The sequence below is a fragment of the Metasolibacillus fluoroglycofenilyticus genome, from assembly GCF_003049645.1.
In the GTDB taxonomy this organism is placed as follows: domain Bacteria; phylum Bacillota; class Bacilli; order Bacillales_A; family Planococcaceae; genus Metasolibacillus; species Metasolibacillus fluoroglycofenilyticus.
On the sequence record NZ_PYWK01000001.1, the window covers coordinates 783,718 to 806,462 of the forward strand.

At 37.6% G+C, this 22,745-nt stretch carries 22 protein-coding genes and 1 other annotated feature; of the genes, 21 read left to right on the forward strand and 1 reads right to left on the reverse strand.

Annotation, left to right across the window (positions count from 1 at the left end):
• Positions 1-21: 21 nt before the first annotated feature.
• The 21 genes from mraY (at position 22) to C9J36_RS03520 (ending at position 22,050) form a co-directional block, all read left to right on the forward strand.
• A complete protein-coding gene (gene mraY / locus C9J36_RS03420) occupies positions 22-996 on the forward strand; it encodes a phospho-N-acetylmuramoyl-pentapeptide-transferase (protein WP_066169769.1) in 975 nt (324 codons plus the stop codon).
• Positions 993-2,345 (forward strand): UDP-N-acetylmuramoyl-L-alanine--D-glutamate ligase, encoded by a 1,353-nt coding sequence (murD, locus tag C9J36_RS03425; RefSeq protein ID WP_107942240.1) that lies wholly within the window; start codon positions 993-995, stop codon positions 2,343-2,345. Before mraY ends, murD begins: the two co-directional genes overlap by 4 nt.
• A 95-nt stretch (positions 2,346-2,440) precedes the next feature.
• Positions 2,441-3,463, forward strand: coding sequence for an FtsW/RodA/SpoVE family cell cycle protein (locus tag C9J36_RS03430; protein ID WP_430010623.1), 1,023 nt, complete (start codon positions 2,441-2,443; stop codon positions 3,461-3,463).
• Positions 3,460-4,281: a cell division protein FtsQ/DivIB gene (locus C9J36_RS03435; RefSeq protein WP_066169782.1), complete on the forward strand. Its 822-nt coding sequence runs from the start codon at positions 3,460-3,462 to the stop codon at positions 4,279-4,281. Before C9J36_RS03430 ends, C9J36_RS03435 begins: the two co-directional genes overlap by 4 nt.
• Entirely contained in the window at positions 4,259-4,987 is a 729-nt protein-coding gene (locus tag C9J36_RS03440) for a DUF881 domain-containing protein (RefSeq protein WP_107942241.1), read from the forward strand. The genes C9J36_RS03435 and C9J36_RS03440 overlap by 23 nt, the downstream gene beginning before the upstream one ends.
• A 14-nt stretch (positions 4,988-5,001) precedes the next feature.
• The gene (locus C9J36_RS03445) at positions 5,002-5,721 is read left to right on the forward strand and encodes a DUF881 domain-containing protein (protein WP_107942242.1); all 720 of its coding nucleotides are present in this window, start codon (positions 5,002-5,004) and stop codon (positions 5,719-5,721) included.
• 3 nt (positions 5,722-5,724) lie between these two features.
• Complete coding sequence (locus C9J36_RS03450; protein ID WP_066169788.1) at positions 5,725-6,102, forward strand: small basic family protein; 378 nt, start codon at positions 5,725-5,727, stop codon at positions 6,100-6,102.
• 89 nt (positions 6,103-6,191) lie between these two features.
• A complete protein-coding gene (ftsA, locus tag C9J36_RS03455) occupies positions 6,192-7,484 on the forward strand; it encodes a cell division protein FtsA (protein WP_107942243.1) in 1,293 nt (430 codons plus the stop codon).
• Between the two features lie 87 nt (positions 7,485-7,571).
• The gene (gene ftsZ, locus C9J36_RS03460) at positions 7,572-8,708 is read left to right on the forward strand and encodes a cell division protein FtsZ (protein ID WP_066169794.1); all 1,137 of its coding nucleotides are present in this window, start codon (positions 7,572-7,574) and stop codon (positions 8,706-8,708) included.
• Between the two features lie 484 nt (positions 8,709-9,192).
• Positions 9,193-10,017 (forward strand): sigma-E processing peptidase SpoIIGA, encoded by an 825-nt coding sequence (locus C9J36_RS03465; protein ID WP_107942244.1) that lies wholly within the window; start codon positions 9,193-9,195, stop codon positions 10,015-10,017.
• 16 nt (positions 10,018-10,033) lie between these two features.
• Positions 10,034-10,738, forward strand: coding sequence for an RNA polymerase sporulation sigma factor SigE (gene sigE, locus C9J36_RS03470; protein ID WP_066170302.1), 705 nt, complete (start codon positions 10,034-10,036; stop codon positions 10,736-10,738).
• A gap of 91 nt (positions 10,739-10,829) precedes the next feature.
• The gene (gene sigG, locus C9J36_RS03475; RefSeq protein WP_066169800.1) at positions 10,830-11,606 is read left to right on the forward strand and encodes an RNA polymerase sporulation sigma factor SigG; all 777 of its coding nucleotides are present in this window, start codon (positions 10,830-10,832) and stop codon (positions 11,604-11,606) included.
• 195 nt (positions 11,607-11,801) lie between these two features.
• A complete protein-coding gene (locus C9J36_RS03480) occupies positions 11,802-12,041 on the forward strand; it encodes a PRC-barrel domain-containing protein (protein ID WP_066169803.1) in 240 nt (79 codons plus the stop codon).
• 308 nt (positions 12,042-12,349) lie between these two features.
• The gene (locus C9J36_RS03485) at positions 12,350-13,018 is read left to right on the forward strand and encodes a YggS family pyridoxal phosphate-dependent enzyme (RefSeq protein ID WP_107942245.1); all 669 of its coding nucleotides are present in this window, start codon (positions 12,350-12,352) and stop codon (positions 13,016-13,018) included.
• A 16-nt stretch (positions 13,019-13,034) separates the two neighbouring features.
• A complete protein-coding gene (locus C9J36_RS03490) occupies positions 13,035-13,529 on the forward strand; it encodes a cell division protein SepF (RefSeq protein WP_066169811.1) in 495 nt (164 codons plus the stop codon).
• 21 nt (positions 13,530-13,550) lie between these two features.
• A complete protein-coding gene (locus C9J36_RS03495; protein ID WP_066169813.1) occupies positions 13,551-13,811 on the forward strand; it encodes a YggT family protein in 261 nt (86 codons plus the stop codon).
• A 445-nt stretch (positions 13,812-14,256) separates the two neighbouring features.
• Complete coding sequence (locus C9J36_RS03500; RefSeq protein ID WP_107943072.1) at positions 14,257-15,045, forward strand: YlmH family RNA-binding protein; 789 nt, start codon at positions 14,257-14,259, stop codon at positions 15,043-15,045.
• A 92-nt stretch (positions 15,046-15,137) separates the two neighbouring features.
• Complete coding sequence (locus tag C9J36_RS03505) at positions 15,138-15,659, forward strand: DivIVA domain-containing protein (protein WP_066169815.1); 522 nt, start codon at positions 15,138-15,140, stop codon at positions 15,657-15,659.
• Positions 15,660-15,834: 175 nt separating this feature from the next.
• Positions 15,835-16,059, forward strand: a binding site (T-box leader).
• Between the two features lie 46 nt (positions 16,060-16,105).
• On the forward strand, positions 16,106-18,865 hold the full coding sequence (gene ileS, locus C9J36_RS03510; RefSeq protein WP_107942246.1) for an isoleucine--tRNA ligase: 2,760 nt from the start codon (positions 16,106-16,108) through the stop codon (positions 18,863-18,865).
• 358 nt (positions 18,866-19,223) lie between these two features.
• Positions 19,224-20,453, forward strand: coding sequence for an EAL and HDOD domain-containing protein (locus C9J36_RS03515; RefSeq protein ID WP_066169821.1), 1,230 nt, complete (start codon positions 19,224-19,226; stop codon positions 20,451-20,453).
• A gap of 367 nt (positions 20,454-20,820) precedes the next feature.
• On the forward strand, positions 20,821-22,050 hold the full coding sequence (locus C9J36_RS03520; protein ID WP_107942247.1) for an EAL and HDOD domain-containing protein: 1,230 nt from the start codon (positions 20,821-20,823) through the stop codon (positions 22,048-22,050).
• A 173-nt stretch (positions 22,051-22,223) separates the two neighbouring features.
• On the opposite strand, the gene C9J36_RS03525 is transcribed toward C9J36_RS03520, so the two are convergent.
• Entirely contained in the window at positions 22,224-22,745 is a 522-nt protein-coding gene (locus tag C9J36_RS03525) for an isoprenylcysteine carboxyl methyltransferase family protein (protein ID WP_430010624.1), read from the reverse strand.

A 22,745-nucleotide genomic window follows, 5' to 3' on the forward strand; every position in this document is an offset into this window, starting at 1 on the left:
TGAATTTAAAGGAGATTTAACATGAAACTTGCAACAACATTGACCATTCTAGTAACAGCATTCATATTAACCGTTATTTTAGCACCCATTGCTATTCCACTTTTACGACGATTAAAATTTGGTCAAAGTATTCGAGAAGAAGGACCAGAGTCTCATCTTAAAAAAGCAGGTACACCAACGATGGGTGGCATTATTTTCTTGCTGGCAATTATTGCTACTACATTGGTTACAGGAAATATGTTTAACTTATTTACGACACAAACAGTCGTGCTATTACTTGTATTAGTCGGTTTTGGTGTGATTGGCTTTTTAGATGATGGGATTAAAGTGATTTTTAAACGTAATTTAGGCTTGACATCACTGCAAAAGCTAATTGGGCAAATTATTATTTCCATCGCTGCATTTATGTTATTACGATTAGGAACTTTTAATACGGCTGTTGAAATTCCGTTTACAGATTACACGATTGATTTCGGCTTATTTTATGTTGGCTTTTTAATCTTTTGGCTTGTAGGCTTCTCGAATGCGGTCAATTTAACGGATGGAGTAGATGGTCTTGTAGCAGGAACGGCCTCGATTGCCTTTGCTGCCTTCGGTGTCATTGCTTTATTTAATGAACAGGCGGATATTGCTTTAGTTGCCTTTGCTATTACAGGCGCTCTGTTAGGATTTTTGATTTTTAATGCCAATCCTGCAAAGGTTTTTATGGGTGATACAGGCTCGCTAGCATTGGGTGGCGCGCTTGCTATGATTTCAGTTTTAGTGAAGGCAGAGCTTTTACTACTGTTGATTGGTCTAGTGTTTGTAATTGAAACATTGTCTGTTATTTTGCAAGTGGGTAGTTTTAAATTACGTAAAAAACGTATTTTTAAAATGAGCCCTATCCATCATCATTTTGAATTGTCTGGTTGGTCAGAATGGAAGGTTGTTTTAGTGTTTTGGTCTACAGGGTTAGCTGTTGCATTAATCGCAGTAATGATGGAGGCGTTTTTATGATTCAATATACAGGTTTGCAATATAAAAAAATACTTGTATTAGGCCTAGCAAAAAGTGGTGTTGCTGCAGCGGAGCTGTTGCATGAGCTTGGCGCATTTGTCACAGTGAATGATGCCAAGCCATTCGATGCAAATCCAGAGGCGCAAAGTCTTTTATCGAAGGGAATTACAGTTATTTGTGGACGTCACCCAGAGGACTTACTTGATGAGGGCTTTGAATTAATCGTCAAAAACCCGGGCATCCCGTACAGCAACCCGATTGTAGCTGATGCAATTAATCGGGAATTACCAGTCATTACTGAAATGGAGCTAGCATATTTAGTAAGTGAGGCTCCTTTTATTGGAATTACAGGCTCTAATGGTAAAACAACAACGACAACCTTATTGTTTAAAATACTTGAGCATGGTCAAAAACAACCGTTAATTGCCGGCAATATTGGAACCGTTGCATGTAGTGTTGCAGCTACAGCAACGAAAGAGCAGGTGCTTGTAACGGAGTTATCTAGCTTTCAATTAATGGGAACACGCACATTTAAACCGCATATTGCTATTTTAACGAATATTTATGAGGCTCATTTAGATTATCATAGCTCGTTTGAAGAATATGCAAATGCAAAATTTGCCGTTACACGTAATCAAAATGAGCAAGATTATTTCATTTACAATGCAGACCAGCCACTTGTACAACAATATGCAGCACAGTCTAGAGCACAAAAAATACCTTTTACGACAAATGGAAAGGCAGCTACAGGAATTAGTGCTGATAGGACAGCTATTTATTGGCAGGGTGAGCATTTATTGGATCGTTCTGGCATCGTCTTGCCGGGAGAGCATAACTTACAAAATATTTTATGTGCTGTTGCTGCTGCTATGTTAATGGACTGCCCTATTGCTGCGATAAAAGATACTTTAGCTACATTTATAGGTGTAAAGCATCGCACACAATTTGTTCGTAATTGGCAAGGTGTGCAAATTTACAATGATTCAAAGGCGACGAATTGCCTTGCAACGAAAAGTGCACTTGCGGCATTTACACAGCCGATTGTCTTGTTAGCAGGCGGCTTAGACCGCGGCCATTCCTTTGAAGAGCTACGCGATGTAATGGACAATGTGAAGGCAGTTGTTGCCTTTGGTGAAACAGGTGCACGTTTTATCGATTTTGCTAAATCATGTGGTATTGAACAAACTGTTGCTGCAACGAATGTGGAGGATGCTGTAATGTATGCCGCCAAGCTTGTGACAGCAGGTGACGTTATGCTGCTTTCCCCTGCTTGTGCAAGCTGGGATCAATATGCAAGCTTTGAAATCCGAGGCGACGTATTTATTGACGCTGTAATGAAGCTTACTTAAAAGTTCTATAAGAAAGGATGCCCTTACTGACGCACCATTACCAAAAGCTATTTGTTTTTTGTGCATTGATGTTGACACTTATAGGGATTGTGTTTGTGTACTCTGCCAGTACATATTGGAGCTCTGTTCATTATGAAGGACAAACGCCTTTTTATATAAAGCAAATTATTTATTTTGTTCTAGCGTGTATTGTTTTTTTTAGCATTATAAAAGGGCCAGAGCTAACAGAAAAAAAGCTTTTCATGCTCTATTTATTTTCTTTAGCGCTGTTAATTATCGTATTAATACCCGGCATCGGTATTTGGCGTAATGGCTCTAGGAGCTGGATTGGAATTGGTCCTTTAACGATTCAACCAGCAGAGCTTGTAAAAATCACGACATTATTATATTTAAGTGTCCGTTTAGCGAAGGTTAAATCCTTTGAAAGAGTCGTTAAGCTAGAGCATTTTGTTATTTTATTTTTACCAGCTCTCCTAATAATGCTTCAGCCTGATTTTGGCTCTGTATTTATTTTAGTTGTCGCGGCCTTTATTTTGCTTTTTATCGCAAAATATCCGATTAAGCTTTATATATTTTTAATGCTTGCAGGTGTTGCAGGTTTAGCAGGGCTTATCATCTCTGCGCCATATCGTTTAAAGCGAATTCAATCCTTTTTAGATCCGTGGTCTGATTCGCTAGGAAGTGGCTTTCAGGCGGTGCAATCTTTAATGGCCATCGGTCCCGCCGGCTTATTTGGACATGGTTTTTTGCAAAGTCGTCAAAAGTATTTATATTTACCAGAGCCACAAAATGATTTTATTTTCTCAATTATATTGGAGGAAATGGGGTTTGTCGGGGGAGCAGTCATTTTAGCTTTATTTGCCACTTTATTTTATTGTGGCTATGCGCTATCTGTCAGGGCATATAGCTTAGAGCAGTTTTATATGATTAGCGCCTTAACGACGATGCTTGTTTTACAAACTTGCTTAAATATCGGAGTAGTTATCGGCTTGCTGCCAGTGACGGGTGTTACTTTACCATTTATTAGCTACGGTGGAACGTCATTAATCGTCATTTGGTTAACGGTCGCTCTTATCATTAAAATCACGAATACAACAGGAAGGAGGAGTAAAAATTGAAAAAAGTAATTGATATAGAAGAACGCATCCCTACACTTCGCGCGAAACGCCGGCGTCGCTCGAATATTAAATTTATTTTACTGACCACAGTTTTCGGTGTTATTTTGTTTTTACTCCTTTATTTCCAATCACCTTATAGTGATATTAAAACAATTGATGTGACCGGGGGAAGCATTGAAGATACGACATTTTATAAGGAGCAATCAGGCTTAAATATAGGTGACTCGATGTGGGGCTTTCGGGAAGGAGATATCGAGGCGCAAATATTGAAGTTAGATTGGGTAAAGGCTGTTACCGTCAAACGAAAATGGCTTACGACCGTTTCCATCTCGATAGAGGAATGGAGCAAAGTGGCTTATATTGCGAAGGACAATGACTTTTACCCGATGTTGGAAAATGGCATAATTTTACCTTTACAAGGTCAGCTATTACCAATCGATGCACCAATATTCCTTCAATTTGACGATGAGAAAATACGAAAGCGTTTATTAAAGGAACTAGCAAAGCTCGATAAAGAAGTGCTGTCGATGATTTCGCAAATTAAAGCAACACCAACAAGCACAGACCCTTACGCTGTAACATTATTTATGAATGATGGCTATGAAGTGCGCGCAGAAATCACAACACTTGCCAGTAAGCTTAACTATTATCCATCGTTTGTTGCATGGATTGAAAATACAGAGGGCTATGAAAAGGGCGTTATTGATATTGAAGTAGGCTCATATTATCGCTCTTATTTGGAGGAGTATAAAAAGATAGAGGAAGCAGAGGACGAGCAGCAAGGAGCGGAGCAAAATGAAGAACAATCAGAAGAATAACAGACCATCCTTGTTTCAACGTAAATACTTTATTATGCTCATCGTCTCCATCATGATTGGTTTTATTATCGGTATTTCTTATAATTTGACGAAGGATAATAAAAAACTAAGTTCAAGTTCACCGATTTATTTTCAGCAACAGGAAACGTATCGTGAAGAGCTCATTACACAGCAGGAACGTAATAAAGAGCTGACGGAAGAGCTAAATTATTTGCAACAAACGATTCGCAACTATGAAAAGCAGTTAACATCAAGTGCAGAGCAGCATGAGGATTTAGTCGCTGAGGCGGAGCGTTTACGGCTTTTACTTGGTGACATTGCTGGACAGGGACAAGGTATCCGTCTAACACTAGCTGATGGTGAATATGATCCAAATTCAACAAACCCAAACGATTATATTGTACATGAAAGCCATATTTTCAAAGTACTAACGGAGCTGAAGATTGCGGGGGCAGAAGCCATTGCCATTAATGGTCAACGCCTAAAAACAAACTCTTATATAAGCTGTAACGGTCCTGTAATTACAATTGATGGAAAACAATCACCTGCCCCCTTTGTTATTGAGGCGATTGGAGAGCCGGATACATTAATTGCATCTTTAGAAATTTCAGGGGGAGTTTTTGATCAATTATTAAATGAACGAATTAGTGTTACTTTTGAAAAAAGCAGTATCATTTCTATGCCTTCCAATACGGCAGAAAGTTGAGGGGGGGGAGGTAAATGAAAAATAATAAAAACCTGCATATTACACTTATTTCCTTTGTCATTGGTTTTATGCTAGCAGTGCAATATAATACGATGCAAAATCCGAAAGAGCGAGATACAAGAGATATTTGGGAAATACGGCAAGCACTATCAGAGGAGAAAAAGCGACATTCTGAGCTATTGACGAATATTCAAGCATTGAATGAAGTCGTTCGGAAATATGAGGATGTTGAATCAAGCGACCCGGAGCTAGTGTTGCGAGAAACAGTAACTGATTTGCATCGTCAAATAGGCTTACTGCCTGTTACAGGGCCAGGTTTAACATTGAAGATAAAGCCTGCTAAAGAATTAATTGAGTATGGCTATCAGATTGAAGCCATCTCTCCAGAGTTACTCTTTCGATTAGTCAATGATATTTACCGTAATGGTGGTCAATATGTCGAAATTGACAAACAAAGGCTGCTACATACCTCGGCTATTCGGGAGATTAACGGCGTCACGACAATAAATAGCGTACCAATCAGTAAAACTGATGTAGAAATTAAAATAATTATGTCATCTGAAGAACTAGCGCAAAGATTGTACAATTATTTACTATCATCCTCATTGATGGACGAGTTTTACATTGATAACTTAGAGCTCGTTGTAAATGAGGTAGAAAGCTCTATTTCAATTAAAAATATAGCAACTCAAATAACAAGCAGCTATTTGAGTGAGACGAATAAAGGGGATTAGAATATGTGGCTGCCACTTTTAGGACTGATTTTAGGTATTGCGCTAGGTTTGCTAACGGATATTCAAATTCCGGCGGTATATGAAAATTATTTATCTATTGCTGTATTAGCTGCCCTTGATACAATGTTTGGTGGTATACGGGCAAAGTTGCAGGAAGTATACGATGATAAAGTGTTTATCTCAGGTTTTTTCTTTAATATAGCCCTTGCGGCAGGACTTGCCTTTTTAGGTGTCCATATCGGGGTTGATTTATATTTAGCGGCAATTTTTGCATTCGGCGTTCGACTTTTTCAAAATATAGCAGTCATTCGACGGATTGTATTAACGAAGCTTGATGAGCGAAAAGCAAAAAAGCAAGAGAAAATATATGAATCTCATTAAAATTTCGTTACAAAAGCGAATAAGCTTAGACAACAGCGAAAAATTGCAATAGAATGAACATTAGGAGTATTAGAAGGAGGTGCAGCGAGTTGAGTCAACAAGATATATATATTTCGCTGGATATCGGATCATCCTCTATTAAAGTGCTAATAGGTGAAATGAGCGAGCAACAATTACATGTAATTGGTGTCGGTCACGTAAAATCGACTGGAATTCGTAAAGGCGCCATTGTTGATATTGATGCGACAGTACAATCAATTAAAAAAGCAGTTGAGCAGGCTGAAAGAATGACGGGCATTAAAATACACGATGTTATACTAGGAGTACCAGCAAATCAAACATTTTTACAACCGGTAAAAGGTGTTGTTGCTGTAAACAGTGAGAATCGTGAAATTGGCGATGATGATTTAGAGCGCGTCATCGAATCTGCACAAGTAATGTCTATCCCACCAGAACGTGAATTAGTGAACTTAATACCTAAGCAATTTATTGTGGATAATCTTGATGAAATTAAAGATCCGCGCGGTATGATAGGCATTCGTTTAGAAATGGATGCAACGATGATTACGACTTCGAAAACTTTGTTACATAACGTGCTGCGTTGTGTAGAACGAGCTGGATTACAAATTCGAGAAATTTATTTACAGCCTTTAGCGGCAGGTTATTTTGCTTTAACAGAAGATGAAAAGAATCAAGGTACAGCTTACATCGATTTAGGTGGAGGTTCAACAACAATCGCTGTTTTTGAGGAGGGCTTATTAAATCATACAGGGGTTATCCCAGTAGGCGGAGAGCATATTACAAAAGATTTATCAATTGTCTTAAAAACACCGACAGAACAAGCTGAAAAAATAAAAAGACAGTTTGGACATGCCTTCTATGACGATGCTTCAGATGACGAATTATTTGAAGTTCCTGTAGTAGGAACAGATACAACAGATCAATATAACCAGCGTTATATTGCCGAAATTATCGGTGTGCGTTTAGAAGAAATGTTTGAGCTAGTGCTAGATGAATTAGCGCGCTTAGGTGTGCGTGATTTGCCAGGAGGCATTGTTATTACTGGTGGCGTAGCACAGCTAGAAGGAATTGCACAGCTTGCACGAGAAGTGATGCAGACGCGTGTGCGCGTGTTTGTGCCAGATTACATTGGCGTGCGCGATCCAGCGTTTACAACATCGGTAGGGTTAATTCGTTATGCATATGCGGATGATAAGTTCTACGGAAGAAGTCCAATAACAGATGCATCACCATATATTGCGGCAACGACACAATCGACTCCTGCTAAAAAGCAATCTCAGCAAGTAGAATATACAGATAATAGTAATAAAGTAAGCGTGATTGATAGAGCAAAAAATATTTTTAATAAATTTTTTGAATAGTTGACTTACGATAATTGTGGAACTTCAATTAGTAGAAGTAGCGTAAGTAATTCGGGCTAAAAGTCGAGCGAAGTGGGAGGAGAAATAATGTTAGAATTTGATACAAGTAGTGATCAGCTTGCTGTCATCAAAGTAATTGGAGTAGGTGGTGGCGGTAATAACGCTGTTAATCGTATGATTGAACATGGTGTACAAGGTGTAGATTTTATTGCAGTAAATACAGATGCTCAAGCTTTAAATCTATCAAAAGCTGAACATAAATTACAGATTGGTGGAAAGCTCACACGTGGATTAGGCGCAGGGGCAAATCCAGAAGTCGGTAAAAAAGCAGCCGAAGAAAGCCGAGAGCAAATTGAAGAAGTATTACGCGGTGCAGATATGGTATTCGTTACTGCTGGTATGGGTGGCGGAACTGGTACTGGTGCAGCGCCAGTAATTGCTCAAATTGCACGTGATTTAGGTGCATTAACAGTAGGTGTTGTTACACGTCCGTTTTCATTTGAGGGACGCAAGCGTCAAACACAGGCGGTTGGCGGTATCGGCGCAATGAAAGAAGCTGTCGACACACTGATTGTTATCCCTAATGATAAGCTATTGCAAATTGTTGATAAATCAACGCCTATGCTAGAGGCATTCCGTGAAGCAGACAATGTATTGCGTCAGGGTGTACAAGGCATTTCAGATTTAATTGCAACACCTGGTTTAATTAACTTAGACTTTGCCGATGTTAAGACAATTATGTCTGACAAAGGCTCTGCGTTAATGGGGATTGGTATTGCTTCCGGCGAAAACCGTGCGACAGAAGCTGCGAAAAAAGCTATTTCAAGTCCGCTACTTGAAACATCAATTGATGGTGCAAAAGGCGTGATAATGAATATTACAGGTGGTACAAACCTAAGCTTATTTGAAGTACAGGAAGCAGCTGATATTGTAGCTTCTGCATCAGATGAAGAGGTAAATATGATTTTTGGTTCGGTTATTAATGATAGCCTTGACGATGAAATTATTGTAACTGTTATTGCAACAGGCTTCTCGGATGATATACTAACGCAGCGTCAAAATGTGCGACCAAGTATGGGAGCACGTCAACAAGCTCCTGCACAGCAACAGCCATCACGTCAAGAGGCCGTTCAGCAAGAAGCACCGCGCCAAACACAAAACTATCAGCAAGAAGATACGTTAGACATTCCAACATTTTTACGCAATCGTAGAAATCGCGGATAAATAAGATTACATTTTGTAACCTTATGAATGGCTTATAAATCAAATTTAGCACATACGTTCTGTTTTGGCAATGGTTTTAGCTTATTAAAATTATTGCTGCTCAAGCAGCGCACTAAAAAATCGATTTACTCTATTATCTTCAAGGTAAATCGATTTTTTTGTCTTTTAGATAGCTAGAAAATCAAGCGACAGTTAGTTCGAAAAACTATAGTTGCCTAGAGATTGTGAATAAAATGGAGCGGGGCATGGGCGCAAATATATTTAGGAAATCGCAAATAAAATTAAAAAGCTGCAAATATTCCATGAACAACTGCAAACTAACTAGCGGCGCAGCTACTGTAAATTAAAAAATCGGTGAAATGTTTTGTCATTTCATCGATTTTTTTGCGTTTTCTTGTCTAAATTTTTTGTTAGTTGAATACAATGAAGTGACAATTTCTAACATAGTGTTAATGGTAAGCTTCTAATCAGGAGGAAGCGATACATGGTTGGCGAATGGCTTGTATTGATAAATACACTATTTAATTATTTACTGGTCTTGTTTATTAGCAAAATAACAAATGTGTATGTGACGAAAAAGCGAGCGCTTGTTGCTGCTTTTATAAGTGGTACATTTAGTGCTATTTTTACACCATCATTATTCATAGGTGTCATAAGTGCTCTTTTATTAGCAGGCATTGCTTTTTCATTCCGATATCGCATTTTACTGAAACAAATAGCGGTACTTGTTGTGGCAACTATATTTCTAGGAGGCTTATTAACAGCGGTACAACCTTTTTTGGCAGGTCGTTCATTGTTTTTTTATATCACGCTTTGTAGCTTACTTGCTATTTTTAGTTCAAAGTGGGCAGAAATAAAGTGGAGAGACTTTTGGCAGCAAAAAATACAGGCAAGCTATGTAGTGACATGCAAATTGCATTTAGGTGATACAGAATTGCAGCTACGTGGTTTTATAGATACCGGAAATATGTGTACGGAGCCTATTAGTCAGCAGCCGGTGCATTTTATTTCCTATCGCATGATTAAGGATAAGCTACCTGCAACCATTAATGATGCCATTAATTCATGGGACGCAGCAGCACCTTATAATTTATCCATGTTTCCACGTGAATGGTTGACATCTATTCGCCTTATTCCACTGACAACTGTACAGCATAAGGCGATTGTACCTGCATTTCGTTTAACAGAATGGACGATTAATGAAGAAAAGGTGACCGGACACTATGTCGTACTAACCAAAAATGATGCCAATTTTCCGCAGCAAGCCGATATGATGCTTCATGTTTTAGCGCTTTCCAATCAACAATAAAGGAGGAGAATGATTGATTCAAAAACTAGTAGCGTATTTGCAAAATATTTGGAGTAAGTTCTTTCGCAAAGGAACATACTATATAGGAGGACATGATTCATTGCCAGTACCATTGACTAGAGAAGAAGAATTAACTGTCGTTGAAGCCTTTATGAATGGAGATTTATCTGCAAGAGATACATTAATTGAGCGAAATTTGCGTCTTGTTGTTTATATTGCGCGACGCTTTGATAATACAGGTACACCGATTGAGGATTTAATTAGTATCGGTTCAATTGGCTTAATTAAAGCAATTGAGACATTTAATAAAGAAAAGAATATAAAGCTTGCAACATACGCTTCACGTTGCATTGAGAATGAAATTTTAATGCATTTACGCAAAACAAGCCGTATGAAGGGTGAAGTATCATTTGATGAGCCGTTAAATTCAGATGCAGATGGCAATGAATTATTATTATCTGATATTTTAGGAACAGAAGTACACATTATTACAAATGATGTCGAGCGTAAAATTGAACGTCAACATATGTTCAGCGCTATTAATTGTCTAAACCCACGCGAAAAATACATTATGGAATGTCGCTTTGGATTGAATGGCAAGGAAGAAATGACACAAAAGGAAGTAGCAGATCATTTAGGCATTTCGCAATCATATATTTCAAGATTAGAGAAAAAAATAATACTGGAATTAAGAGAGTATCTAAATGCGCCAATTGCATAACTTGGATGAATTTGCCGCCAATTTTTACGCATAGCCTACATCGCAAGAGGACAAACTGAACGAAAGATAATCGTTCGGAGGGGAATAGTTGATGCGAACAAAAGTAGAGCTATGCGGTGTGGATACATCGAAGCTTCCAGTTTTAAAGCATGAAGAAATGCGTGAGTTATTCATACAATTACAAGCAGGAAATGTAGCTGTACGTGAGGAGCTAGTTATTTGTAATTTACGTTTAGTATTGAGTATTGTTGGACGTTTTTCATATCGTGGTGAGCAGGCAGACGATTTATTTCAAGTAGGTTGCATCGGTTTATTAAAAGCGATTGATCATTTTGATTTAAAGCATAATGTCCGATTTTCGACATATGCTGTACCGATGATTATTGGTGAAATTCGTAGACATTTACGCGACCATCATGCACTTCGGGTGTCACGTTCGTTAAGAGATATTGCTTATAAAGCGATGCAGGCGAAAGAAAGATTTGTTACTGAAAATTTATATGAGCCAACGATTGAGCAATTAGCAGCTGCAATTGAAATGAAGCCTGAAGATGTTTTATTCGCACTTGATGCAATTCAAGACCCGGTTTCATTGCAGGAGCCTATTTATTCAGATAGCGGCGATGCAATGTATTTAATGGACCAGTTAAAGGGAGAGGTATCGGAAGAACAGTGGGTAGATTATGTTTCAGTGAAGGAGAGTCTACAAAAATTAGACGAAAGGCAGCAGTTAATTGTAGCAAAGCGCTTTTACTACGGTGAAACACAAACAGAAATTGCAAAATCACTAGGGATATCGCAAGCGCAAATTTCTCGCTTAGAAAAAAGCGCCATTGAACTCATGCAATCAGATTATTTACAGCAGTGAGTAAGCTAACCGGAAAGCAGGCTGGCGCACCTCTTTTCAGTTAGTTATTATACAGCTAGTAGTTAAATGACTTTTTGAAAATAAAATTAGAATGAGCCTAATCCACTTAGACGCACTCGTTGTAAGTGGATTTTTGTTGTTTCACAAAAAGGTGCCAGGCACAGACACAATTGTCTACAATTCAGGAGGGATGTTATGCGTTTTTCTGTTGCGCAGCAAAAGGAAATTATTGAGGCAGGAAGCGGGCGCTTTATCGGCTATATTGTCGATGCTGAAATTTGCGAAAAAAGTGGGATGATTACGGGCTTTCTTGTTGCAGAGCCGAAAAAAATATTGCATATTTTTCAGGCGGAAGAAGCAACGCGAAAAATCGCTATTCAGGATATTTTAACTATCGGGAAGGATGTTATTTTAGTCAAAGGAATAATGTCATAACATGCGCTAGGACAATGGACATAAGGTGAATCAATGGAACTTTAATGTTATTACCCTCATTTAGGATTTTAGCACTTTCGACACAAATTAATTGAAAATAATATTGCTTGTTAATGCGGGATAGAGCAAGCTATTCATTGATAAATCACAATAGGCTTGTTACAATGAAATAAAATAGATTGTAAGCAATCTCCGTATTAATCATTACAAAAAACATGAAGTTTTTTAAAAAGAATTAATTGTACTGTTCAAGGTAGGTTTCGGATATTCAAGGTAAAATAAATTATTGTTGTAAAGTTGGGAGTAAATTGACAAAAATTATTGGAAATTTAGAGCAAATTCAAAAGAAGATAAAACAAGCGCAAGAGCGAAGTGGTGCGCAGCAGCAAGTGCATATTGTCGCAGTGACAAAAGAGGTTGACGTAGAGCGCACAAATGAAGCAATTGCAGCAGGCCTGTTACATTTAGGGGAAAATCGCCCAGAAGGATTGCTTGCGAAAAGAGAAGCTATACAACAAGCAGCAAGCTGGCATTATATTGGTTCGTTGCAGACGCGCAAAGTGAAGCAAGTAATAAACGAAATTGATTACTTACATTCATTGGATCGCTTGAGCTTAGCAGAGGAAATCGAAAAGCGAGCAGAGCAAGTTGTTAAATGCTTCGTTCAAGTAAATGTATCAGGAGAAGAATCGAAGCATGGCTTGACAGCTGAAGAAGCAATCGCCTTTCTCCATAGCTTAAGTGAAATGACAAAAATTGAAGTTGTTGGCTTAATGACAATGGCACCGTATTCAGCTGATGAGCAGCTTCTCCGTTCAGTGTTTCGCAATTTGAAAAAATTACAGCAGGAAGTTGTGGCACTAAAGCTGCCGTACGCACCTTGTACAGAACTTTCGATGGGGATGTCAAATGATTATGAGATTGCCGTTGAGGAAGGTGCGACATTTGTAAGAATTGGCACAGCTCTTGTTGGCTAGAAGGAAGGGATAAAAAATGAGTATGAAAAATAAAATAAAAAACTTCTTTTACTTAGATGAAGAAGAAGAGATGGAAACAGTTCAAACAACGCCGAAAACTTCATACGAGCCACCGAAGCAACAAGACCAGCCAAGGCCTGTCGTTAATAATCGTGTAAAAAAAGAACGTAAAATTTCAATACATGAAGAGCCTGTACCACCACAAACGGTCAATAATGTAGTTAGTTTACAAGCTGCTGCGTCGTCGAAAGGCTCAAAAGTGATACTTATTGAGCCGCGTGTTTATGCGGAAGCGCAGGATATTGCAGAGCATTTAAAAAATAAACGTGCGACAATTGTTAACTTACAGCGCATCGACATTGACCAAGGTAGACGTATCATTGATTTTCTAAGCGGCACAGTCTATGCATTAGGTGGGGACATTCAACGAGTGGGTGTTGATATTTTCTTATGCACACCAGACAATGTAGAAGTGTCGGGCGAAATCTCAAGTTACTTAGAAGATATTTAGAATTAGTGAGGATATATATATATGATTATTTATCAAATTATTGGCCAAGTGTTTACAATATATACATTTATGATAATTGGCTATATTTTAATGTCTTGGATACCAGCAGCACAAGATTCAGCAGTAGGGCGTTTTTTAGCAACGCTTTGTGAGCCATATCTAGGCTTTTTTAGAAAATTCATTCCACCGCTTGGCATGATTGATATTTCACCGATTATTGCATTGTTCGCATTACGCTTTATTCAGCAAGGTGTTTTCATCGTCATTAGTTATATAATTTAAGTAGGGAGCGTCCAAAAAGCGTGCTGAGGCACTGCCTTTTGGACGTTTCGTAAAGTAATAACACTAGATTAGGGACTTTTTCCTAAGATTAAAATGAATTAAGTTTTTATTGCATTTAACGTCTTTCAGCAATGTTTTTTGTACCGAAAGCGTAGGGACAGGTAAAGAAGTCTCCCATCTCTATAGGTGGCGGGATACTTGCTGATAAAGATGAACTCAGTCTAAGACCACCGCATCCTGCGGCAACGGCTGAGTGACCAACATCGCGTTGGTTTAAAGCCTCTGGCGGATGTCACAGATTTTGAAGGGAGGCCTGCGTGATGCAGGTCAATTAACCGTTATTACAGAACGTGACGGTTTCTGCAATTACGCCAAGCTATAATTGATAGAAGGGGGCTGTCTTTAGGACAGCTCTTTTATTATATTGGAAAATGGAGATAAAAAAATGGAGCGTTTAGTTCAGCATTTTAGGAAGGATGAGCAGCCATTTATTGAACAAGTTGTGGGCTGGCAACGAGAAGTAGAGGATCGTTATGCACCGAAACTAACTGATTTTTTAGACCCGCGAGAACGTTTTATCGTATTTTCTATTATCGGACAGACGGATGACTTAGAAGTAAAGACAGAGGGCAAATTTGATGCAGCAGAGCGCGAACGTCTAATCATTGCACCAAGCTATTTTGCAGCAACAACCGAGGAGTTTCAAATTACTATTTTCCGCGTTCAATATCCCGCAAAATTTGTGCAATTAAAGCATCCTGATGTGCTTGGCGCACTATTATCACTAGGGATAGATAGAAGCAAGTTTGGGGATATTCGAGTAGCGGAGAGCACGATTCAATTTGCAGTTGCAGGTGAAGTTGCTGATTACGTAAGAGCTAATTTGACGAGCATTGGAAAAGTAAAGGTTCATCTAGAGGAAGTAGGGGAGCAAATACCGCTTATTCAATTAGAGGAGCAATGGGTAGAGCAGCTTGTTTTAATACCTTCGATGCGACTAGATGTTGTGATTGCAACGATTTTAAATATGTCACGTCAAAAGTCACAAAACTTAGTATCATCAGGCAGAGTGAAGGTCAATTGGACGGTGCGCGAGAATGCAAGCTTTGAATTGCAAGAGGGTGATATCGTTTCTGTCAGGGGTTTTGGACGCTTCAAGGTACTTATGACGGAAGGACGAACAAAAAAGGATAAAATTCGTTTACAAATAGGTCGTTTAGAGCAAAAATCATAAAAATGGCTTGTTTTTTATGAATTACCATATTCATAATTGCATAAAAGCTTTATAATAGACGAAAAGACGAATAGATAAAGGAGTGTCATGTAATGCCGTTATCACCGCTTGATATACATAATAAGGAGTTTACGAGAGGCTTTCGCGGCTATGCGGAGGACGAAGTAAATGAATTTTTAAACCAAATTATTAAAGATTATGAAATTATTTTGCGCGACAAAAAAGAGCTTGAAGAGAAAGTGAAAATGATGTCACAGCAAATTAATCATTTTAATACGCTTGAAGATACATTGCAAAAATCCATCGTTGTAGCACAGGATGCTGCTGAGGAGCTTCGTCGTAATTCACAAAAGGAAGCGAAGCTCATTGTCAAAGAGGCTGAAAAAAATGCTGATCGCATTGTTAACGATGCTTTGACAAAAGCACGTAAAATTACAATTGAAATTGATGAGCTAAAAAAGCAATCAAAGGTTTTCCGCAATCGCTTCAAAATGCTCGTTGAAGCACAGCTAGATTTATTAAATACCGATGACTGGGAGCATTTGCTTGAATACGATGTGGACTTAACTGATATTCAAGAGCAAGTAAAAGTAGGCGAAAACGACGAAAACTAAAGGCTTCTTGCTATATCCATTACGTCTTAGCTGACACGAATCTAGACTTTAATAGGGCTGTCTAAAAAGCAGTGCTTTGCACGCATTTTGGACGCCCACATTAAAATTTCTAAATCGATTAGCTTATAGAACTTGACGTTTTTTTCTGTTTTTCATATACTGTGGATACATATGAATAATAGCATTTAAGGAAGACAGTATGTTTTAATTGCTGATTAGCGATTTGGGGATAGTGGGAGCTCAGACGAAACAATTAAAACGGAACATCACTTCTTAGCTAAATTACTGAAAACGACTTCTAGTAGGTAATTTCGTTTAACGCTATGTTACAGCGTTCTAAGAGACACAATTTTTGTGTAAATTAGGGTGGTACCACGAGTTATAGCTTCTCGTCCCTTTTTCGAGGGATGAGAGGCTTTTTTATTTATTAAGGAGGGTTTTAACAAATGGTAGAGTATAAAGAAACGTTATTAATGCCGAAAACGGATTTCCCGATGCGCGGAAATTTACCAGCAAACGAGCCTAAAATTCAAGAAAGATGGAACGAGCAAAATATTTATCAGTTAGTAGAGGAGCGCACGAAAGGTCGACCGCATTATGTATTACATGATGGACCACCATATGCAAATGGTGATATCCATATCGGTCACGCTTTAAATAAAGTGTTAAAGGATATGATTGTGCGCCATCGTTCGATGACTGGCTACAATGCACCATATGTGCCGGGCTGGGACACACATGGCTTACCGATTGAGCAGGCATTGACAAATAAAGGTGTTAAGCGTAAAGAAATGTCAGTTGCAGAATTCCGTAAGCTTTGTGAAGAGTATGCATATGAGCAAATCGATAATCAGCGTGAGCAATTTAAACGTCTAGGTGTGCGCGGTGATTGGGAAAACCCATATATTACATTAAAGCCAGAGTTTGAAGCACGCCAAATTGAAGTGTTCGGTAAAATGGCAGAGAAGGGCTATATTTATAAAGGCTTGAAGCCGGTTTATTGGTCACCTTCTTCAGAGTCAGCGTTAGCAGAAGCAGAAATTGAGTATAAAGATGTGAAATCACCATCTATTTATGTAAGCTTTACGATTAAAGATACAAAGGGTGCTGTACCAGCGGATGCAAAATTTATTATTTGGACGACAACGCCTTGGACATTACCTGCCAACCTTGGGATTACAGTAAACCCTGAATTAACATATGTAGTAGTAGCAGTTGCTGATAACAAATTTATCATTGCGAAAGATTTATTAGAGACAATTGCAACAGAATTACAATGGGAAAACTATGAAATTGTACAGGAATTAAAAGGAGAGGCATTAGACCGCGTTGTCGCAGCGCATCCGTTTTATGACCGTGATTCATTAGTAATGCTAGGTGACCATGTAACAGCAGATGCTGGTACGGGCTGTGTGCATACTGCACCAGGGCACGGGGAAGACGACTTTAATGTTGGGAAACTATATGGACTTCCTGTGTTATCGCCTGTTGATAATCGTGGATGCTATACGAATGAAGCACCTGGCTTTGAGGGTATGTTCTATGACGAGGCGAATAAAGCGATTACCGAAAAGCTAAAAGAAGTAGGCGCATTAGAAAAGCTCAACTTCTTCACACACTCTTATCCACATGACTGGCGTACGAAAAAGCCTGTTATTTATCGTGCAACACCACAATGGTTTGCATCTGTAGAGATGTTCCGTGACGAATTATTAAGCGCGGTAACTGCAACAGCCTTTACACCAGCATGGGGGGAAACGCGACTTTATAATATGATTCGTGACCGTGGCGATTGGGTTATTTCACGTCAGCGTGCATGGGGTGTACCGATTCCAATTTTCTATGGAGAAAATGGTGAAGCAATTATTACACCTGAAACGATTGCGCATGTGGCAGCATTATTCCGTCAACACGGCTCAAATATTTGGTTCCAAAAAGAGGCAAAGGAATTATTACCAGAAGGCTTCACGCATCCAAGTAGTCCGAACGGTGAATTTACGAAAGAAAACGATATTATGGATGTTTGGTTCGACTCGGGTTCATCACATCAGGGTGTGCTTGTAGAGCGAGGAATGCAGTATCCAGCAGACCTTTACTTAGAAGGCTCTGACCAACACCGTGGCTGGTTTAACTCATCATTAATCACATCTGTAGCTATTAATGGTCATGCACCATATAAAGGTCTATTAACACATGGATTCGTATTAGACGGTGAAGGGCGCAAAATGAGTAAATCATTAGGAAATGTCATTATCCCGCAAAAAGTAATGGACCAATACGGTGCCGATATTTTACGTTTATGGGTGGCATCTGTCGATTATACAGGTGATGTACGTATTTCAATGGATATGTTAAAGCAGGTTTCAGAAGTATACCGTAAAATTCGTAATACACTGCGTTTCCTACATGGTAACGTTTCTGACTTTAATCCAGCGACAGACCGTGTTGCCTATAGCGAGCTACGTGAAATGGACCAATATATGTATATGCGTTTACAGGAGGTTTTAAAAACTGTACGTGCAGCATATGACCGCTATGAATTCTCAACAGTTTATACGGTTGTTAATAATTTTGTGGCAATTGAGCTATCTTCATTCTATTTAGATATTGCAAAAGATGTTGTTTATATTGAGGGGGCAGACCAACAAGACCGCCGTGCAATGCAAACAGTTATGTATGATACGTTAATGACATTATTAAAAGTGCTAACGCCAATTTTACCGCATACGACAGACGAGCTATGGTCTTACTTAGGGCAAGAGGAAGCTTCAGTTCAATTAACAGATTTCCCAGAGGTAGATGAGCAAGCAAACTTTGCAGACTTACGCACAAAGTGGACGAAAGTAATCGCGGTACGTGATGAGGTGTTAAAAGCATTAGAAGAAGCGCGTAATGCTAAAACAATCGGTAAATCATTAGAGGCCAAATTAACAGTTTATGCAGATGAAGAAGTAGAGGTACTCTTACAAGATGCTAATGTTAATTTTGCTCAATTATCAATCGTTTCAGCATTCGAAGTGGCTGGTGCGAAGGCAGATGCACCAAATCATGCATTAGTACTGGATAAAACAGCGATTGTTGTTGAAAAAGCACAGGGGGAAAAATGTGAGCGTTGCTGGACAATTTCACAAAATGTTGGCACAAATGCGAATCACCCTACATTATGTACACGTTGTGCGGATGTTGTAGAGAAATATTATGTTTAATAATTTAGAATAAGGAGTTGCCTGAAAAGTGATAAGTTTGCATGCTTTTCAGGCAATTTTTGTTTTATTAAATTGTTCAAAAATGTATACATTTATTTAAAGGTTGAAAATACGAAATTTGAAGCCTCTTTTTCATAAATATATAGTATTTTCAATTATAACAGCATAAACATAGATTATTTGTGAGAGAAAGGGATGAAATTAGCTAGAAAGGCATTGCTTGTGTAGTTTATAATTACTCTATTTTTCTTCTTTTTAATAGGAATTTTTTTGGGTCTTTTTAACCTATTTTTAATATAAGTTTGATATAATCATCTAGTGGGTGAAAAATATGTAAATACAAGGGGGTGAAATAATAGTGGAAGTGTTTGTAGGAAGGCAGCCAATTTTTAATGCGAATAAACAAATTATCGCATACGAATTATTGTATCGTAATAAAAATCTGACTGCATTTCCAATGATTAATGAAGATGTAGCGACAATTAAAGTACTGATTAATTCATTTTTGCATATAGGAGCAGAAAAAATTACTCAAGGGAAACCTGTCTTTATAAATTTCACAGAAAATTTATTGGAAAGCTCCATCGACCAGCTTTTAAAATCATCACAAGTAGTTATTGAAATTTTAGAAAACGTACAGATTACGCCAAAACTCATTCAACGAGTACGTGAGTTAAAAGAAAAAGGTTTTAAAGTAGCTCTCGATGATTTTGTTTTGGATAAGCAAGTGGAAAGTTATAATGAGTTGTTTCAATATATCGATTATATTAAAATCGACTTTTTGGCAACAACGCTTGAAGAGCGCAAAAAAATTGAAAGAAAAGTACAAGAGAAATTTCCACATATTCAACTGCTAGCTGAAAAGGTGGAGGAGTATGATCAATTTAAGACAGCGAAGGCCTCGAATTATCAGTTATTCCAAGGCTATTTTTTTGAAAAGCCGCAAATTGTCAAAGGCAATAGCATCCCACCAAATACGATTCCGTATTTAAACATTTTGCTATTATTAAGTGAGGAAAATCCAAATGTACAATTAATTGCTGAAAACATTGAAAAGGATTTATCACTAGCATATAAATTGCTGCAAATGATTAATAATGCAACTGGGCATGTAAAGGTAAGAATTTATTCTATTAGACAGGCAATTATGATGATTGGTATACCGAATTTAAGAAAATGGATTTATTTCGTCGCAATGGGTGAGCGCCAAATTGATGACGAGGAGGATTTTTTTGAGGAAATTATGCGTGCCTCTTTATTTCGCGCAAAGGTTTGTGAAATATTAGCAAAGCGTAACAGGAAGAAAAATCATCCAGAATATTTTTTAGTCGGCATGTTTTCTTTAATTGATATATTATTAAAGAGCACATTAGAAGAAATTGTCCAAAAGTTACCTTTATCTAATCGTGTTATTGATACAATTCTGGGTCAGCAAACAGAAATGACACCATACTTACAATTTAGCATGGCACTCGACAAATTAGAGTGGGACAAGCTTCAAGCATTAGGAGAAAATATAGGATTAAATATACATGAGATGGATGAGCTATATAGCGAGGCGTTAGCTTGGGCGGAAAAATCATTGTAAAGAAGTTCGAATTTTCAGTTTAATAGAATGAAGCTATGTTAAAAAATATCTCGTCTATTCTAATCCCGCTTTTAAAGTATTGCAATGCATTTCCCACAAAACGTAGGCGTAATCAATAAAATAGGTAGGCTCCTTATTAAGTAGATGAAAAATATCCTATTTAATTAGGGGCCTTTTTAAATTGTTAGTTGAAAATTTATGTAGAAATTTACGGTTAACTTTCCCTTATATAGCCTAGATAATTTATTCTATCCATTGTTATTGTTCAGTAATTGTTTAGAGCTATAGCTTATATTGAATAGTGCGTCTGTTAAAAATTAAATTGGGTTAATTATACAATAGGTTATGTAAAAAGAAGGGGTATTGAATGGATATTTTTGTTGGAAGACAGCCGATTTTTAATGCTAAGAAGGAAGTTATAGCTTATGAATTATTATATAGAAGTAAAAATTTAAACGAATTTCCCAATATAGATTCCGACACAGCAACCGTAAAAGTGTTGGTAAATAGCCTTTTACATATTGGTGCAGAACGAGTGATGAAGGACAAGCCTATCTTTGTAAACTTTACTGAAAATTTATTGTATAGCTCTATTTTTGATTGGCTAGATCCAGCTCAAGTAGTAATAGAAATACTTGAGGATATACCTATTACAAAGATGCTTATTAAAAGAGTGTATGCATTAAAAGAAAAAGGTTTTAAAATTGCGCTAGATGATTTTATTTTAAATGAACAAATAGAAGAATATGATGAGCTCTTTCGACATGTAGATTTTATTAAAATTGACTTTCTATTATCCGACATGGGGGAACGGCTTAAAATTGAAAGAAAAGTAAAAATGAATTTTCCACATATTCAGTTACTTGCAGAAAAGGTTGAAACATATGGAGAGTTTAATAGTGCTTTTACGTTAGGCTATAAATTATTCCAAGGCTATTTTTTTGAGAAGCCACAAATTTTGGCTGGTGTAAGTATTCCCCCCAATACGATTCAATATTTAAATACATTGTTATTGTTAAATGAAGAAGAACCAAATGTTCAGTTAATCGCGGAAAATATTGAGCGTGATTTGTCTTTAACATATAAACTTTTACAAACAATCAATATCGCAACAGGGCAGTTTAAATCGAGAATTCAATCAATAAGACAAGCGATTATGATGATAGGTATACCAAATTTAAGAAAATGGATTTATTTTATAGCGATGAGTGAAATACAAATAGAAAATAGCGAGGATTTTCGTGAAGAAATTATGCGTACATCTCTTTTTCGAGCGAAGGTTTGCGAAATAGTAGCAAAACGTAATAAGAAGCAAAATCCCTCTGAATATTTTTTAGTTGGTATGTTTTCGTTAATTGATACATTGTTAAGAAGAAATTTGGAGGAAATAGTACAAAATCTTCCCCTATCTGATAATGTAGTTCATACACTTTTAGGTCAACAAACAGATATGACGCCGTTTTTACAATTTAGCATTGCGTTAAGCAAGTTAGAGTGGGACCAACTCGAGGGATTTGGAGAAAAATTAGGGGTGAATGTCTATGAGATGGATGAGTTGTATAGCGAGGCATTGATTTGGGCGGAAAAATCATTGTAAGCAGAAATTATATGGGGTTGTCTGAAAGGTGTGTTCCTCGATTACTCGTCGTAGAATATATTGCGAATGCACTGCTTTTCAGACAACCTCATGCTTTTTTGCTTAGATGATAGTCACTTTAGAAAGAAGAATGTTCTTTATAATTGGTTAATTAATACATATAGCTTTATTATTTATTTAAACGCTTCATTATAGTTTGTTGCTTGTCGTAATGCCCGTTCCTCAATGGGAATGCGTACAGATAGTATGACGGCATTTAATACGGTAAAAATAAATGCGCTGAAATAGGCTTGGAACATAAAGGGCAATAACAGAATTTCAATGCTGACGACAAAATAATTAGGATGGCGCATAAAGCGATAAGGTCCTTTTCGTATGACTGGTGCATGTGGCAAAATGAAAATTTTGGTGTTCCAAAATCGACCTAATGAATAGATACACCATACGCGCAAACCTTGTACAACGACAAATAATAGAAGTAATATAGGAAATAAAGGGGATAGTGATGGTTTTTTCAATGTTATTTCTAAAAGTAGGACGATAAAAAAGCTGCTATGCAATGCAAGCATATGTGGGTAATGATTTGTGCCGACTTCATATGCCCCTTGTGCACGTAGCCAACGTTCATTATGACGTGCAATTATAAGCTCAACAAAGCGCTGTAAAATAATAATCAATATAAATAAATAAATCAC